Source organism: Rathayibacter sp. AY1H3 (assembly GCF_002932015.1).
On record NZ_PSUU01000041.1, the window covers coordinates 1 to 15921 of the forward strand.

The window sequence follows — 15921 nt, forward strand, 5'->3', positions numbered from 1 at the left end:
GACCGTCGTCGGCGTCAAGAGCCCGGGCAAGCCCTTCACCTACGCGACCGAGCAGACCGTCGTCTCGAACCACGACCTCATCGTGGTCAGCGGCACCCCCAGCGACATCGAGCGCTTCGCGGCCCTCGGCTCCTGACCCGCGCCCCCTCCCTCCTCCTCTGCGGGATGCCGCTCCGGTACGCCCGCTCCGGGGTGTCGCGTACCCGGGCGGCGTCTCGCGGAGAGGAGGGCGGAGTCAGGAGGCGGCGAGCTCGCGGGCGCGGGCCAGCGCGGCGTCGGTCGCCCGCGTGAAGAGGGCGGCGAGGTCGGCCTCCTGCAGGACCGCGACGGCCCGCTCGGTGGTGCCCTTCGGGCTCGTGACCCGCCGGCGCAGCTCCGCGGGCTCCTCGCCGGAGTCCGCGAGCAGCTCGGCGGCGCCGCGGAACGTGCCGACCACCATCGTCGACGCCTGCTCCGGAGTGAAGCCCTTCGCGACAGCGGCCGCGATGAGCTCCTCGATCAGCAGGAACACGTAGGCGGGCCCCGAGCCGGAGATCGTCGAGAGCGCGTCGAGCTGCGACTCCGGCACCTCGACCACCTCGCCGACCGTCTCGAACAGGCGGCGCACGAGCGCCAGGTCCTCGTCGCCGGACCGCGTGCCCGCGCTGAGGCCGGTGACGGCGCGGCCCACGACCGCGGGAGTGTTCGGCATCGAGCGGAGCACGGCGACGGACGCGGGCAGGTGCCGCTCGAACGTGGCCGCGGTCACACCGGCGGCGACGGAGACGACGACCGCGCCCGGGGCGAGCGCGTCGGCGATCTCGTCGAGCAGGTCCGGCACCATGTGCGGCTTGACGGCCACGAGCACGATCGCCGCGCCCTCGACCGCACGCCGGTTGGCCTCCGAGTCGTCCGCGGTGGCGAAGGCGGTGACCACCGGGTGGCCGTCCCACGCGGCGGCCTTCGCGGAGTCGCGGTTGGTCACCCGCACGCCCCCCTCGACGCGCACGCCGGGAGCCAGCAGGCCCTGGAGGATCGCGCCCCCCATCGAGCCGAGGCCGAGGACGGCGATGGACGGGAGCAGGACGGGCGCATCGGTCACGCCGCTCATCCTACGAAGAGCCCGCGGCAAGGGGGTCCGGGTGCGGTCCGGCGCCTCGTAGGATGGCCCGACCATCCAGCGGCGAGCCCGAGGAGACCACGTGAGCGCATCCGGAGGCGGCACCGCGATCATCGCGGCGCTCGCGGCCAACCTCGGCATCGCCCTGACGAAGTTCGTCGCCTGGTTCTTCTCCGGATCCGCCTCCATGCTCGCCGAGGGCGTGCACTCGCTCGCCGACTCCGGCAATCAGCTGCTCCTGCTGCTCGGCGGCCGCAAGTCGCGGAAGGCCGCCGACGAGGAGCACCCGTTCGGCTACGGGCGCGAGCGCTACGTCTACGCCTTCGTGGTGTCGATCATCCTGTTCTCCGTCGGCGGCGTCTTCTCGCTCTACGAGGGCATCGAGAAGATCGCCGAGCCGCACGAGCTCGAGAACGCCTGGCTGCCGATCCTGGTCCTCGTGATCTCGATCTGCCTCGAGGGCTACTCGCTGCGCACCGGAGTGAAGGAGTCGAACCGGGTCCGCGGCTCGCAGTCCTGGTTCCAGTTCATCCGCCGGGCGAAGGCGCCGGAGCTGCCGGTCGTGCTCCTCGAGGACGTCGCCGCGCTCACTGGCCTGACGTTCGCGCTGCTCGGAGTCGGGCTGACCGTGATAACCGGCGACTCGGTCTACGACGCGATCGGAACGATCATGATCGGCACCCTGCTGATCGTGGTGGCGATCGTGCTGGGCGTCGAGACGAAGAGCCTGCTGGTCGGCGAGGGGGCGACCCACGCCGACGCCGCCTCGATCCGCGCCGCGCTCGAGGCCGGGCGCGACGTCGAGCGCGTCATCCACATGCGCACCCTCTACCTCGGGCCGGACGAGATCCTCGTGGCCGCGAAGCTCGCCTTCCCGGCCGCCGAGACCCTCGAGCACGTGGCCGCCGGGATCGACGCGGCGGAGAGGCGGATCCGCGAGGCCGTTCCCGCCGCCACCACGATCTACCTCGAGCCCGACGTCGACCGTGGACGCGCAGGATCGGCGGCGGCCCGTCCGGCCGTGACGGAGGCGGAAGGGACGGCCGCCGCGGCCGCTCCGGCCGCCTCCGCTCCGCCCGCCGCCTCCCCGCCGGCCGCGCCGCACGGGAGCGCCTGAGATGCGCCGGGCCCTGGCGATCGTCAACGAGCGCGGTGCCGGGCTCGGCGCGCTCGAGCCGATGCTGACCGAGCGGGGGTTCGCCGTCGACGCCGTCGCAGGGACGGACCTCGACGCGATCGACATCCTCGCCCCCGACCTCGTCGTCACGCTCGGCTCCAGCGCCGGCGTCTACGAGACCTCGCGGCACCCCTTCATCAGCCCCGAGATCGCGCTCCTGCAGGACCGGATGCACCACCGCCGTCCCACGCTCGGCGTCTGCTTCGGAGCGCAGCTGATCGCGACCGCCCTGGGCGAGTCCGTCCATCCCGGATCGGCCCGCGAGGTCGGCTTCCGCCCGGTCGTGCTCACGGAGGAGGGCGCCGGCTCCCCGCTCCGGCACCTCGCCGGCGTCGACGTGATGCAGTGGCACGGCGACACCTTCGCGCTGCCGAGCGGAGCAGCGCTGCTGGCGTCGTCGCCGGCGGGCGAGGTGCAGGCGTTCGCCGTGGAGGACTGGCTCCTCGGCGTGCAGTTCCACCCCGAGCTGACCGGCACGATGGCCGCGCAGTGGCTCGAGGGCGACGGGGAGTGGGCAGGAGCGGCGGGCTACGACGCCGCCGTGCTCGCCGACGACGTCGCGGCGGAGCGCTTCGAGCGGATGCACGCGGCGACGCGGCTCGCGCTGACGGAGTGGCTGGGCGCTCCGAGCTGAGGGGTTCGGCGGCGCTCGGCGTCAGCGGCGGTCGGCGTCAGCGGCGGTCGGCGAAGAAGTCGAGCAGGAGCCGCGAGCACTCCGCGGCGCGGACCCCGGGGTACACCTCGACCACGTGGTTGTGCCGGCGGTCGCGGAGGAGGTCGTGCACGGATCCGGAGGCGCCCGCCTTCTCGTCCCACGCACCGAAGACGACGCGGTCGATCCGCGCCGCCAGGATCGCTCCGGCGCAGAGCACGCACGGCTCGAGCGTGACCACCAGCGTGCAGCCCTCGAGATGCCAGTCGCCGCGGGCCTCGGCCGCCGCGCGGATCGCGACCACCTCGGCGTGCGCCGTCGGATCCCGCCGCAGCTCGCGCTCGTTGCGCCCGAGCCCGAGCACGACCCCCTCCGAGTCGAGGACCACCGCGCCCACGGGGACGTCGCCCCAACCCGCGGCCCGCCGCGCCTCGCCGAGCGCCAGGCCCATCCACTCCTCGGAGCGGCGGGGGACGCGGAGATCGCTGTCGCGCATCGCTCCCCCTCCTGCGGCGGCCCGCTGCGGCCGGTGGGGCGCCGCTCCGGCCAGTAGATTGAGCTTATGCGCGTCCACGTAGCCGACCACCCGCTGATCACCCACAAGCTCACCGTGCTGCGTGACAAGCGCACCCCCTCCCCCACCTTCCGGCAGCTCGCCGAGGAGCTGATGACGCTCCTCGCCTACGAGGCCACCCGCGGCGTCCGCACCCGCACCGTCACCATCGAGACCCCTGTGACGCAGACCACCGGCCTCGCGCTCAGCGACCCGCAGCCGCTGGTCGTCCCGATCCTCCGGGCCGGCCTCGGGATGCTCGAGGGCATGGTCAAGCTCATCCCGACCGCCGAGGTCGGCTTCCTGGGCATGGCGCGCAACGAGGAGACGCTCGAGCCGACCACGTACGCGGAGCGCCTGCCCGACGACCTGTCGAACCGCCAGTGCTTCGTCCTCGACCCGATGCTCGCGACCGGCGGCTCGCTCGTCGCGGCCATCCAGTTCCTCTTCGACCGGGGAGCGGTCGACGTCACCGCCGTCTGCCTGCTCGCCGCCCCCGAGGGCCTGGCCGCCGTCGAGAAGGCCTTCGGCGACCGCGACGTGACCATCGTCCTCGGCTCCCTCGACGAGAAGCTCAACGAGCTCGGCTACATCGTCCCCGGCCTCGGCGACGCGGGCGACCGCCTCTACGGCCTCGCGGGCTGAGCCCACCGGCCCCCGGACGAGCGGGCCTCGCGTCGCGCCCCGGAACAGGGAGCCCCGCTGAGCCGTGCCGGTCGGCCGGCGCAGCGAGGGTCTCGACACCCCCTCAGCGAGACCGTCCGGCACCGCCCGTCCTGCTGATCGAGCAGCCCGCGCAGCGGCCGCATCGCGATCCCCCGTCACGACTCGCGCCTCCTCCCGAGCACCGGAACCACCCCCGACGCGCCGTCCATCCCCACGGAAGTGTTGACGCCGTGCACCGGCCTCCGCTTTACTGACGGACATGACTGACACCCTGCACGCCCTGACCTCCCTCGAGGCCATCGGGAATGCCGGCATGATGATGGCCGGTGGCCCCGTCATGTGCTGTCGAATGTGTGCATGAGGAACTGACCTCGCCGGATCCCCGCACCGCCTCCGCCCGCTGATCGTCACGATCGGCTGAGCGTCCGAGGCGCGGACGATCCCCTGGATGCCCCGCATCCGTCTCTGCCGCCACCGCGCACCGCGGGCCGGCTCGATCGCGCACACCCGGATCCGCACCCTCGGACACTCGTCCCGGATCCGACCAGCCAAGGACTCGTCATGACCCTCCTCCACACCCGCACCGTCACCGCCGCCACCTCCACCGAGGCGCCCCGCCTCCAGCCGGTCGCCGACGCCGCGCCCGCAGCACCCCGCCTCCGCGCCGTCCCCCAGGGCACCGAGGCCCGCGGCTTCGCCCTCTACGTCGGCATCGACGAGGCCAAGGCCCGTGCCGCCGGAGTCGACCTCGGCCGCCTGGTCGAGGAGCTCAAGCGCGTCACGGCGCAGCTCGCCCCCGACGCCGAGACCTACGCCTCCGTCGCCCTCGCCCCTCAGGGCGCCGGCGGCCGCGACGTGGACGTGGTCCGCCTCGCGCTGCAGGACCCGGCCGCCGTCGCCAAGCGCCGCTCCGACGCCGAGCCCGACCCCGACCGTGCACCCGGCGGCGTCGTCATCGACATCTCCCGCAAGCGCGTCATCCTCGACGAGGAGACCACCCCCCTCACCTACAAGGAGTTCGAGCTCCTCCAGTACCTCGTGCTCCGCGAGGGCCGCACCATCGAGCGCGCCGAGCTCATCGCCTCGCTCTGGGGCGCCGCGGACGACGACGCGCCGAACGAGCGCACCATCGACGTCCACGTCCGCCGCCTCCGCGCCAAGCTCGGCCGCTACGAGGAGATCGTGCGCACCGTCCGCGGAGTCGGCTACCGCTTCGACCGCCACGCCGACGTCGCCATCCGCTACGCGTCGACGCCGTCGCCGGATCTGTTCTGAACCGTGAGGAGAGCGCTTGCGCTCTCCTCACCGCGGTCGGCTTCACCGGTGGTCGCGATTCGGAGAGCGGGTCGCGACCGGCTAGCGGGAAACGCTGACACGCGTTTCCCGCGTTCGCCTCGAGGGCGGAACGTCCTCCCGACCTCCGGAGATGTGCGCGCACCGCCCCTCCCCTGGAAAGGGCTGCTCGACGGCCCGCTGCGTGGTCGAAGGCGGATCGGGGCGGGGCGCGCCCGCGGGGCTGGATGATCGGGCCCGGGCCGCGTCGGCGACGAACGAGAGCAGAGGTCGATCCTCGGGTCTGGGGGGTCAGGGGATCGGTGCAGTTCGTTGCGGACTCCGGCGGGCAGCGGGCGGGTGCGTCGGGCGCCGGAGGCGGCCATCGGAGCAGGGGGCGGGCGCGGCGATGGAGACGGCGGGGGGGGCTCAGGGAGGATTCAGGAAAGAGAGGGTTGCGTCGTTACCGGGTCGTTATATAGTTCAAGTGCGTCGACCGTTTGCTGTGGCGGGAAGCGCGAGAAGTGATTGCAGGACACTCTTGGTGCAAGGGAATGAAGGCCGGCCGCTCGCCTCAGCGGCCGGCCTTCTGTCGTTCCCCCGGCCCCCTTCCTCCGACTCCCCTCCTCCCAGCACCCCGGCGTAGGCTGTACGGCGTCTGGATGTCAGGGAACCGCTTCCTGAGTGCCGTGAAGGAGGACCAGTGGGGTCGAGAGAGGCCGTCGCCGCCTGGGAGTCGCTCTTCCGCGCCCAGGTCCAGGTGATGCGCACCCTGAGCACCGAGTTCCCCTCGCGGGAGATCTCGATGAACGAGTACGACGTGCTCTTCAACCTCACCCGGCAGCCCGGTCGGCGCGCACGGCTGCGCGACCTGAACCGGCACGTCCTCCTGACGCAGCCCAGCGTCAGCAGGCTGATCGACCGGCTCGCCGCCCGCGGCTGCGTCGAGAAGAGCGAGGATCCGGCGGACGCCCGCGGCACGATCATCGCGATCACCGACGAGGGCTACGCGCTCTTCCGCCGCGTCGCGCTCACCCACATGAGGACCATCTCGGAGCAGGTCGGCGGCGTCCTCGACGAAAACGAGCTGAAGCAGCTGACCGCGCTCTGCGACAAGCTCCGCGACGGCATCGTCTCCGCCTGATCCGTCCCCGCTAGCACGGGCCGCAGCGACCGGCCAGGTCTTCGCCGCGGCGCGGGACTCGCGGATCATGGTGGTCACCATGAGTGACACCTCCCCCACCCTCGTCTGGCTCCGCGACGACCTGCGCCTGGCCGACAACCCCGCTCTGCGCGCCGCGATCGACCGTGGCGGCCCCGTCGCGGTCTGCTACGTGCTCGACGAGGAGTCGGCGGGCATCCGTCCGCTCGGGGGCGCCTCCCGCTGGTGGCTGCACGGCAGCCTCGCAGCCCTCGCCGCCGACCTGCGCGAGCACGGCGCCCCGCTGATCCTGCGCCGTGGGCCGGCCGAGGCCGTCGTCCTCCAGCTCGCCGAGGAGATCGGCGCCGGAGCCGTGCACTGGAACCGCCGCTACGGGAGGGCCGAGCGCACCGTCGACGCGGCGGTGAAGGAATCGCTCCGCAACGGCGGCCTCGAGGCCGAGAGCCACCAGGGCTCGCTGATGTTCGAGCCGTGGACCGTGCAGACCGGCGCCGGCGGCCCCTACTCCGTCTACACGCCCTTCGCCCGCGCCTGCCGCGCCAAGCCGACGCCGCGCGCGCCGCTCCCCCGCCCCCGCTCGCTCGACGGCGTCACGGGAGAGATCGCCTCCGACTCCCTCGACGACTGGGAGCTGCTGCCCACGCGTCCCGACTGGGCGGGAGGGCTGCGCGAGCGCTGGGTCCCCGGCGAGAAGGCGGCGGCCGACCGGCTGCGCGCGTTCCTCGCGGAGCAGCTCGACGACTACGCCGACGGCCGCGACCGGCCGGCGGAGGACGCCACCTCGAACCTCTCCCCGCACCTGAGGTGGGGCGAGATCAGCCCCTTCCAGGTGTGGCACGCCCTGGAGGAGGCGCACGCGAAGGGCCTGCACCGCGGCGACGGCAGCGACCGGTTCCTCTCCGAGGTGCTCTGGCGCGAGTTCTGCTACCACCTGCTGTTCCACTGGCCGGATCTGGCGACCGCGAACTTCGACACCCGGTTCGACTCCTTCCCGTGGGGACGCCCCGGCCAGGAGGCGATCGCCGCCTGGCACCAGGGGCGCACCGGCTACCCCCTGGTGGACGCCGGCATGCGCGAGCTCTGGAGCACCGGCTACATGCACAACCGGGTCCGGATGGTGACCGCGTCGTTCCTGATCAAGAACCTGCTGGTCGACTGGCGGGTGGGCGAGGAGTGGTTCTGGGACACCCTGGTCGACGCGGACCCGGCGAGCAACGCCGCGAACTGGCAGTGGGTCGCGGGCTCGGGAGCCGATGCGTCGCCGTTCTTCCGGGTCTTCAACCCGGTCACGCAGTCGAGGAAGTTCGACCCGGCCGGCGAGTACATCCGCCACAACGTGCCGGAGCTCGGCGGAGTCGAGGGCGCCGCCGTGCACGAGCCGTGGACGCTAGGGGACACGCTGACCGGAGGCGCGGACGGCTACCCGGCGCCCCTCGTCGACCTCAAGGAGACGCGGGCGCACGCACTGGACGCCTTCGCGCAGATCAAGAGCGCCCCGCGCGACATCTCGCCGAGGGGCGACGACTGAGCGTCGCCGGCTAGACGCGTCCCGCCGGGCCGGTGGAGCGGCCGGACCCGGCGAGCGGGTCCTCCTCCCCGCCCTGATCGCGCAGATCGCGGGCCGGGATGCCGACGAGCACCGCTCCGTCGGGCGCGTCCTTCACCACGACGGCGTTCGCGCCCACGCTGACGTCGGATCCGAGCACGAGCGGGCCCAGGACGACCGCGCCGGCGCCGACGACCACCCGGTCGCCGAGCGTGGGGTGCCGACGCTCGCGCCGGGCCGACCTCCCGCCCAGCGTGACGGAGTGGTAGAGCATGCAGTCGTCGCCGATCCGCGCGGTCTCGCCGATGACGACGCCCATGCCGTGGTCGATGAACAGGCGTCGGCCGATGGTCGCACCGGGGTGGATCTCCACCCCGGTCGCCGCGCGCGCCGCCTGGCTGAGCAGCCGGGCGGGCAGGCGGAGGCCGCGCCGCCACCAGGCGTGCGCGACGCGGTGCACCCAGACCGCGTGCACTCCCGGGTAGGAGAGGACGACCTCCACCGCGCTCCGGGCGGCGGGGTCGCGCTCCCGGGCGGTGCGGACGTCCTCGCGGAGCAGGGCGAGGAGCCCGGGACGCTCCGGTCCGGACGGGACGCGGCGCTCCGGCCGACCGTCGCGTCCGGAGCGGGGCGTCCCGCCTCGTCTTGAGGGGCTCAGCTGCGGAGGTCCTCGTACAGGACGGTCGAGATGTACCGCTCGCCGAAGTCGCAGACGATGGCGACGATGGTCTTCCCCGCGTTCTCGGGGCGCTTCGCGACCTCGAGCGCGGCCCACATGATCGAGCCGGAGGAGATGCCGCCGAGGATCCCCTCCTGCGCGGCCATCTCGCGGGCCACCCGCACGGAGTCGTCGAGCGTCACGTCGATGATCTCGTCGTAGACCTCGCGGTCGAGGATCGCGGGGACGAAGTTGGCGCCGATGCCCTGGATCTTGTGCGGACCGGCGGTGCCCTGGGTGAGGAGCGGGGAGTCGATCGGCTCCACTCCGATGATCTGCACACCGGGCTTGCGCTCCTTGAGCACCTGGCCGACTCCCGTGATGGTGCCGCCGGTGCCGATGCCGGCCACGAAGACGTCGACCTCGCCGTCGGTGTCCTCCCAGACCTCCTCCGCGGTGGTGCGGCGGTGCACCTCGGGGTTGGCGGCGTTCTCGAACTGGCGGGCGAGGATCGCGCCGGGGGTCTCGTCGACGATCGCGCGGGCGCGCTCGACCGCTCCGCGCATGCCCTCGCTGCCGGGGGTGAGCACGATCTCGGCTCCGTAGGCGCGGAGGAGGACCCGGCGCTCGACGGACATCGTCTCGGGCATCGTGAGGACGACCTTGTAGCCGCGGGCGGCACCCACCATCGCGAGCGCGATGCCGGTGTTGCCGCTCGTGCCCTCGACGATCGTCCCGCCGGGGTGCAGCTCGCCGGAGGCCTCGGCCGCGTCGATGATGGCGACGCCGATGCGGTCCTTCACGCTGTTCGCAGGGTTGTAGAACTCGAGCTTGGCGAGGACCGTCGCCTGGTCGGCGCCCTCCAGCCGGTTGATGCGGACGAGAGGGGTCCTGCCGACGAGCTGGGTCACGTCGTCGTGGATGCGTGCCATGGTGTGCGCTTTCTGCCGGGGCCGGCCGCCCGGGGCCCCGGAGCGGTGGGTGGAACGGGTGCTGCAGCGCCCCTCGGAGCGGCGCTCCCCCCACGATACGGATGCATCGACCCGAGGTCAGCACCCCGGACGCGCCCGCTCCTGCGCATCACCCGCCAGCTCCTCATCTCCACCGGGAGGAGGACGCCCCGCGGGCGCACCCGTCACGTACCATGAACTCGGGGGATCGCGCGACTGCTCGCGAGGCTTCTCGCCACCCTCCCTCACATCTCCGCGGCCCCGCGCCGCGTCGAAAGGACGACCGCTCCATGGCACTTCCCACTGCATCCCGCCGCTCCGTCCGGCCGCTCGGGATGTCGCTGCGGGCGGTCATGGGGTTCATCGGGATGAGCGCCGTGGCGGGCGTCCTGATCACCGTCGGCGTCACGCCGGCTCTCGCGCTGACGGGCCTGGCGACGAGCAACACGATCGGCATGTTCCAGAACCTGCCGGGCTACCTCGACGTGGGCCAGCTGATGCAGCGCACCAACGTCTACGCGAGCGACGGAACGACCCTCCTCGCCTCCGTCTACGACCAGAACCGCGTGGAGGTCGGCTGGGACGACGTCGCGCAGTCCGCGAAGGACGCCGCCGTCGCCGGCGAGGACCCGCGCTTCTACGAGCACGGCGGCATCGACCTCCAGGGCACGCTCCGGGCCATCGCCGTCACGCTGACGGGCGACGACCTGCAGGGCGGGTCGTCGATCACGCAGCAGTACGTCAAGAACGTCCTGGTGCAGAAGGCGGAGTCGATCACCGACGAGGCCGCGCGCGACAAGGCCTACCAGGAGGCGACGGACCCGACCCCCGAGCGCAAGCTCAAGGAGATGCGCCTCGCGATCGGACTCGAGAAGGAGGCGTCGAAGGACGACATCCTGCTCGGCTACCTCAACATCGCCCTCTTCGGGGGCACCGTCTACGGCATCGAGGCCGCGGCGAACTACTACTACGGCATCCCCGCGAGCCAGCTCTCGACCTCGCAGGCGGCCGCGCTGCTGGCGATCGTGAACAACCCGGCGAAGTTCCGCTTCGACAACCCGGGCGACGAGGCGAACGGCGCCGCCAACGGCTACGCCGCCACCAAGGAGCGCCGCGACTACATCCTGTCGGAGGAGCTCAAGCACGGCCGGATCGACCAGGCCGCGCACGACGCCGCCGTCGCCGAGCCGATCACCCCGAACATCACGGAGCCCTCGACCGGCTGCACCACCGCCGGCAACGCCGCGTACTTCTGCGACTACGTGCTGAACGTCCTCCGCAACGACTCCGTCTTCGGGGCGACCGACGACGAGCGCTACCAGCGCATCCGCCAGGGCGGCTTCGACGTCGTGACGACCCTCGACCTCGACATCCAGCAGGTCTCGCAGGCGGCGCTCAACGCCTACATCCCCTCCGTCGACCCGCGCTTCCAGGTCGGCGCGACGGCCGCCTCCGTCGAGGCGAAGACGGGCCGCGTGCTCTCCATGGTGCAGAACACGCAGTACAGCCAGGACGAGCAGTTCCTCGCCGCGAACCCCGGCTACAGCGCGATCAACCTCAACGTCGACCTCAGCATGGGCGGCGGCTCCGGCGTGCAGACCGGATCGACCTACAAGGTGTTCACGCTGGCGCAGTGGCTGAAGGCGGGGCACACCGTCAACGAGTCGTTCGCCTCCCCCACCTCCGGCTTCAGCTCCTACCCCCAGAAGTGCAACGTCGAGGGCGACGGCGGCTACTACGGCAAGTTCTCGCCTCGCAACGACGACCCGTCGGAGGACGCGAGCTCGATGAGCGCGCTCGGCGCGACCACGAACTCGATCAACACCGGCTTCATGGGAATGGCGCAGCAGCTCGACCTCTGCGACATCCGCACCACCGCCGAGTCGTTCGGGATGCACCGCGCCGACGGCCGCGAGCTCGCCAACGGGCCGGCCTCGGTCCTCGGGACGAACGAGATCGCGCCCCTGACGGTGGCCAACGCCTACGCGGGGATCGCGAACGACGGCACGACCTGCTCGGCGATCGTCATCGACCGGATCACCGACAGCGAGGGCAACGCCGTCGCCGCCCCGGCATCGGCGTGCACGCCCTCCGTGTCGCCCGAGGTCGCCCGAGGGATGCAGTACGCGATGCAGCGGGTGATGACCTCCGGAACGGCCTACGCCTCGAACCCCTTCGACGGGATCGAGCACATCGGCAAGACGGGCACCACCGACGAGGCCGCCGACGTGTGGACGGCGGGCGCCAGCAAGGCCGCCTCCCTGGCGGTCTGGGTCGGCAGCATCAACGGCTTCGCCGACAACACCAAGCAGAACCTGCGCTTCATCAGCCTGACGGGCGAGAAGGGCACCATCCGCGCCTCCAACGCCCGGCACGCCATCTGGAAGCCGATCATGACGGCGCTCGACGAGAAGTACGGCGGCGACGACTTCACGGCACCGCCGGCCTCGATGCTCGCGTACTCGCCGCGATCGGCGGCGAACTCCGAGGTCCCCGACGTCACGGGCGAGACGGTCGAGAGCGCCACGGCGATCCTCACCGCCGCTGGTTTCGTCGTCGGGATGCACGAGTCGGTCGACTCCGCGACGATCCCGGAGGGCTCCGTCGTGTCGACGACGCCGAGCGCGGAGGAGACGGCGGTCGCCGGCGGGGTGATCCCCCTCCAGGTGAGCACGGGCAAGGCTCCGGCCAATCCGAACGACATCTCGGACCTGAACGGCGACCTGATCGAGTAGAGACGTCGCCCGTCCCGTGAAGGGGCCGATCCCTCCGGGGGTCGGCCCCCTCTGCTGTCGTGGCGCCGAGCCTGCGCGGGCGCCGTCGCGCCGACTCCGGGCGGACGGGCGTCCGGCGCGGCCGTGGCGCGCCTCGTCGGGGATGTCGCAGGCCTCGCCTAGGGTGCTGGTGCAGCGAGAGGATCCATCCTGAAGCGACCGAACGTCCCCGTCTTCCAGCCCCGTCGAACCGTCCACGGGGCTCTCGGCGCGCTGTTCGGATTCGTGATCGTCAGCGTCCTGGCGGGTCTGCTCGCCTCGCTCGTGGTCGCCCCCGCCGCCGCGCTCACCGGCGCGGCGACCTCCGGCACCATCTCGGCGTTCCAGTCCCTCCCGAGCTACCTCGAGGTCGGGCGCCTGATGCAGAAGAGCGACGTCTACGCGGGCGACCCGGACGATCCGACGCTGCTGGCCTCCTTCTACGACCAGAACCGGATCGAGGTCCCGGCCGACCGGATCGCCGACTCCGTGAAGGACGCGCTCGTCGCGAGCGAGGACCCGCGCTTCTACGACCACGGCGGGATCGACCTGCAGGGCACCCTCCGCGCCATCGCCAGCACCTACCTCCTCGACGGCGACACCCAGGGCGGCTCGTCGATCACGCAGCAGTACGTGAAGAACGTGCTGGTGCAGAAGGCCGAGTCGATCCCGGACGAGGCGGACCGCGACCGCGCGTACGCGGAGGCGACGGCGACCACGGCCGAGCGCAAGCTCAAGGAGATGCGGCTCGCGATCGGGCTCGAGAAGGTGTCCTCGAAGGACGACATCCTCCTCGGCTACCTCAACATCGCGCTGTTCGGAGGCACCGTCTACGGCGTCGAGGCCGCGGCGGAGTACTACTACGGCATCCCGGCGGCCGACCTCTCCCTCGCGCAGTCCGCCTCGCTCCTGGCGATCGTGAACAACCCCGAGAAGTTCCGCTTCGACCGGCCGGACGACACTGCCAACGGCGAGGCGAACGGCTACGCGCAGACCCGGGAGCGGCGCGACTACATCCTCGACCGGATGCTCGAGACGGGGAGCATCGACCAGGCCGCGCACGACGCCGCGGCCGCCGTGGCGATCACCCCCGACATCACCCCACCGTCCACCGGCTGCCAGACGGCCGGCAGCGCGGCCTACTTCTGCGACTACGTGACCCACGTCCTCCGCGACGACCCGGCGCTCGGAGCGACCGACGACGAGCGCTACGCGGCGATCAAGCAGGGCGGCATCAAGGTCTACACGACGATCGATCTCGACCTGCAGAGGACCGCGCAGGAGCTGATGGACGAGCAGGTCCCCTCCTCCGATCCGCGCTTCGACGTCGGGGCGACGGCGGTCGCCGTCCAGAACGGCACCGGGCGCATCCTCACGATGGTGCAGAACAAGCGCTACAGCCAGGACCCGGACGTGATCGCGAGCGGGCCGGAGTTCTCGGCGATCAACCTCAACGTCGACGCGTCCGCGGGCGGCGGCAACGGCTTCCAGACCGGCTCCGCCTACAAGGTGTTCACGCTCGCCGAGTGGCTCGACCGCGGGCACACCCTGCTCGAGCAGTTCGACTCGAAGCAGAAGAACTGGACCGGCTTCGCCGACAGCTGCGAGGGCACCTGGGACTACGACTCCTACAACCCCAAGAACGCCGGCGACGGCGGCTACACCGACACCCAGACGGCGCTGTACTCGACGATCTACTCGCTGAACACGGGCTTCACCGGGATGTCGCACCTGCTCGACCAGTGCGAGATCCGCAAGCAGGCCGAGGCCTTCGGAGTGCACCGCGCGGACGGGACCGCGCTCGTGCAGTCGCCGGGAGCGGTCCTCGGCACCAACGAGATCGCACCGCTCACCATGGCGACCGCCTACTCCGGCATCGCCGAGAACGGCACGACCTGCACCCCCGTCGCGATCACGGCGATCGTCGGAGCGGACGGCCGCGAGATCGAGCCGGTGGAGACGACCTGCAGCCGGGCGGTGTCGTCGAGGGTCGCCTCGGCGATGCAGTACACGATGCTCAAGGTGACCGCCGAGGGCACGGGTGTCGAGGACGATCCGAAGAACGGCATCCAGCACATCACCAAGACGGGCACCACCGACAACTCCGCCGACACCTGGGCCATCGGCGCCTCGACCGAGACCTCCCTCGCGGTCTGGGTCGGCAGCATCTCGGCACGCGCGGACGGCTCGAGGGTGAACCTCGACTCGATCGACTTCGACAGCGGCTGGGCGCCCTCGGCCCGCCACCGGATCTGGAAGCCGTTGATGACGGCGATCGACTCCCGCTACGGCGGCTCCGACTTCCCGCAGGCCGACCAGTCGCTCATCGCGGCGCCGCAGGTCACCGTGCCGGACCTGTCGGGCCGGACCAGCGACTCCGCCGCGCAGGCGCTGATCGCCGCAGGGCTCACACCCGGAGCGACGTCGCAGGTCGACTCCACGCAGCCGATGAACACCGTGGCCGGCACCGGTCCGGCCGCGGGCACCCGCGTGGACAAGGGCTCGGTGGTGGGCGTGCAGCTGAGCACGGGGAAGGCGCCGCCCGCTCCCGCTCCGGGCGGCTGACACCGCAGGTCAGGGACGTCGCCGGTCGGCGAGGATCTGCGACGGGAACGGGTCAGGGGGAACGGGTCAGGGAAGCCGGCGCAGGGCTCGACGGCTCCGGCGGGGAGCAGCCCGAACTCGACGAGCTCGTCGTCGGTGAGCAGTCGGCTGCGGATCATGAAGCGCTTGCCCTCGGGTGCTTCGACGCTGAATCCGCTGCCCCGCCCGTCGACGAGGTCGACGGTGAGGTGGGTGTGCTTCCAGTACTCGAACTGGGAGCGGGACATCCAGAAGTCGATCGGGTCCAAGCCGTCGAGCCGGAGCGATTCGACGAGCACGTCCGAGGCGCCGGTGCGGAACATCCCGGTGGGGAAGCACATCGGGGAGCTGCCGTCGCAGCATCCGCCCGACTGGTGGAACATGAGCGGCCCGTGCAGCGCCGTCATCCGGCGGAGCATGCCGGCCGCCTCCGCAGTGACGTCGACCCTCGTGGAGGTCATGAGTGGTGCTCCTTCGCTCGTGGTGCGGAATGTCTGTGTGCGCCCGACCGCTGACGGCGGACGCTCCTCCGGGCGGCGTCTCGATACGCCGCTGAGCGGACTACTCGATCAACATGAGGGGGCGCCCCTTCGTCCGATGCCTCGCCCGAAGGGCCGAGCACCGTTCTCCCGCGCGCCGCCAGGTGCCTCGCCCGAAGGGCCGAGCACCGTTCTCCCGCGCGCCGCCAGGTGCCTCGCCCGCAGGGCCGAGCACCGTCCTTCCGCGCGCCGTCGGGTTCCTCGCCCGAAGGGCCCAGCACCGAACGGCGGATCCGCGTGCCAGCGGATCCGTCTCGGTGCGGACGCTCCCCGCTCCTCCCCACCCGGCCACATCGGCGAGCCGACCGCGG

Annotated in this window: 12 protein-coding genes and 2 pseudogenes; 9 read left to right on the top strand and 5 right to left on the bottom strand. The window is 72.0% G+C overall.

What is annotated here, in order from left to right; translation table 11 throughout:
* Positions 1-136 (top strand): annotated as a pseudogene (locus C5C33_RS19050) (TrkA family potassium uptake protein); the annotation flags it as partial.
* Between the two features lie 99 nt (positions 137-235).
* On the opposite strand, the gene proC reads toward C5C33_RS19050, so the two are convergent.
* Positions 236-1027, bottom strand: coding sequence for a pyrroline-5-carboxylate reductase (gene proC, locus C5C33_RS14495; RefSeq protein WP_374953828.1), 792 nt, complete (start codon positions 1025-1027; stop codon positions 236-238).
* 154 nt (positions 1028-1181) lie between these two features.
* Between proC and C5C33_RS14500 the strand changes: the two genes are divergently transcribed.
* Together C5C33_RS14500 and C5C33_RS14505 are read left to right on the top strand one after the other, a co-directional pair.
* On the top strand, positions 1182-2216 hold the full coding sequence (locus tag C5C33_RS14500) for a cation diffusion facilitator family transporter (protein WP_104261459.1): 1035 nt from the start codon (positions 1182-1184) through the stop codon (positions 2214-2216).
* 1 nt (position 2217) lies between these two features.
* Positions 2218-2910: a gamma-glutamyl-gamma-aminobutyrate hydrolase family protein gene (locus tag C5C33_RS14505; RefSeq protein ID WP_104261460.1), complete on the top strand. Its 693-nt coding sequence runs from the start codon at positions 2218-2220 to the stop codon at positions 2908-2910.
* 37 nt (positions 2911-2947) lie between these two features.
* Here C5C33_RS14505 and C5C33_RS14510 read toward each other — a convergent pair whose 3' ends face one another.
* A complete protein-coding gene (locus C5C33_RS14510; protein WP_258065609.1) occupies positions 2948-3424 on the bottom strand; it encodes a nucleoside deaminase in 477 nt (158 codons plus the stop codon).
* A 66-nt stretch (positions 3425-3490) separates the two neighbouring features.
* Here C5C33_RS14510 and upp point away from each other — a divergent pair, with 66 nt between their 5' ends.
* From upp to C5C33_RS14530, 4 genes are all read left to right on the top strand, one after another.
* Complete coding sequence (gene upp / locus C5C33_RS14515; protein ID WP_104224850.1) at positions 3491-4126, top strand: uracil phosphoribosyltransferase; 636 nt, start codon at positions 3491-3493, stop codon at positions 4124-4126.
* Between the two features lie 582 nt (positions 4127-4708).
* On the top strand, positions 4709-5422 hold the full coding sequence (locus tag C5C33_RS14520; RefSeq protein WP_104224849.1) for a winged helix-turn-helix domain-containing protein: 714 nt from the start codon (positions 4709-4711) through the stop codon (positions 5420-5422).
* A gap of 760 nt (positions 5423-6182) precedes the next feature.
* On the top strand, positions 6183-6563 hold the full coding sequence (locus tag C5C33_RS14525; protein ID WP_104261471.1) for a MarR family winged helix-turn-helix transcriptional regulator: 381 nt from the start codon (positions 6183-6185) through the stop codon (positions 6561-6563).
* Positions 6564-6642: 79 nt separating this feature from the next.
* Positions 6643-8109: a deoxyribodipyrimidine photo-lyase gene (locus C5C33_RS14530; protein WP_104261472.1), complete on the top strand. Its 1467-nt coding sequence runs from the start codon at positions 6643-6645 to the stop codon at positions 8107-8109.
* A 10-nt stretch (positions 8110-8119) separates the two neighbouring features.
* On the opposite strand, the gene epsC is transcribed toward C5C33_RS14530, so the two are convergent.
* Both epsC and cysK read right to left on the bottom strand, forming a co-directional pair.
* Positions 8120-8686, bottom strand: coding sequence for a serine O-acetyltransferase EpsC (gene epsC, locus C5C33_RS14535; protein ID WP_104224204.1), 567 nt, complete (start codon positions 8684-8686; stop codon positions 8120-8122).
* A gap of 95 nt (positions 8687-8781) precedes the next feature.
* Positions 8782-9717: a cysteine synthase A gene (gene cysK, locus C5C33_RS14540; protein ID WP_104237779.1), complete on the bottom strand. Its 936-nt coding sequence runs from the start codon at positions 9715-9717 to the stop codon at positions 8782-8784.
* A 308-nt stretch (positions 9718-10025) separates the two neighbouring features.
* Between cysK and C5C33_RS14545 the strand changes: the two genes are divergently transcribed.
* Both C5C33_RS14545 and C5C33_RS14550 read left to right on the top strand, forming a co-directional pair.
* Entirely contained in the window at positions 10026-12470 is a 2445-nt protein-coding gene (locus tag C5C33_RS14545; RefSeq protein ID WP_159939720.1) for a penicillin-binding protein, read from the top strand.
* Between the two features lie 264 nt (positions 12471-12734).
* Positions 12735-15053 carry a transglycosylase domain-containing protein gene (locus C5C33_RS14550; protein WP_104261461.1) on the top strand — a complete coding sequence of 773 codons (2319 nt, stop codon included), beginning with the start codon at positions 12735-12737 and terminating at the stop codon, positions 15051-15053.
* A 107-nt stretch (positions 15054-15160) separates the two neighbouring features.
* Here C5C33_RS14550 and C5C33_RS14555 read toward each other — a convergent pair.
* Positions 15161-15532: pseudogene (locus tag C5C33_RS14555) on the bottom strand (DUF779 domain-containing protein); the annotation flags it as partial.
* Positions 15533-15921 lie beyond the last annotated feature (389 nt).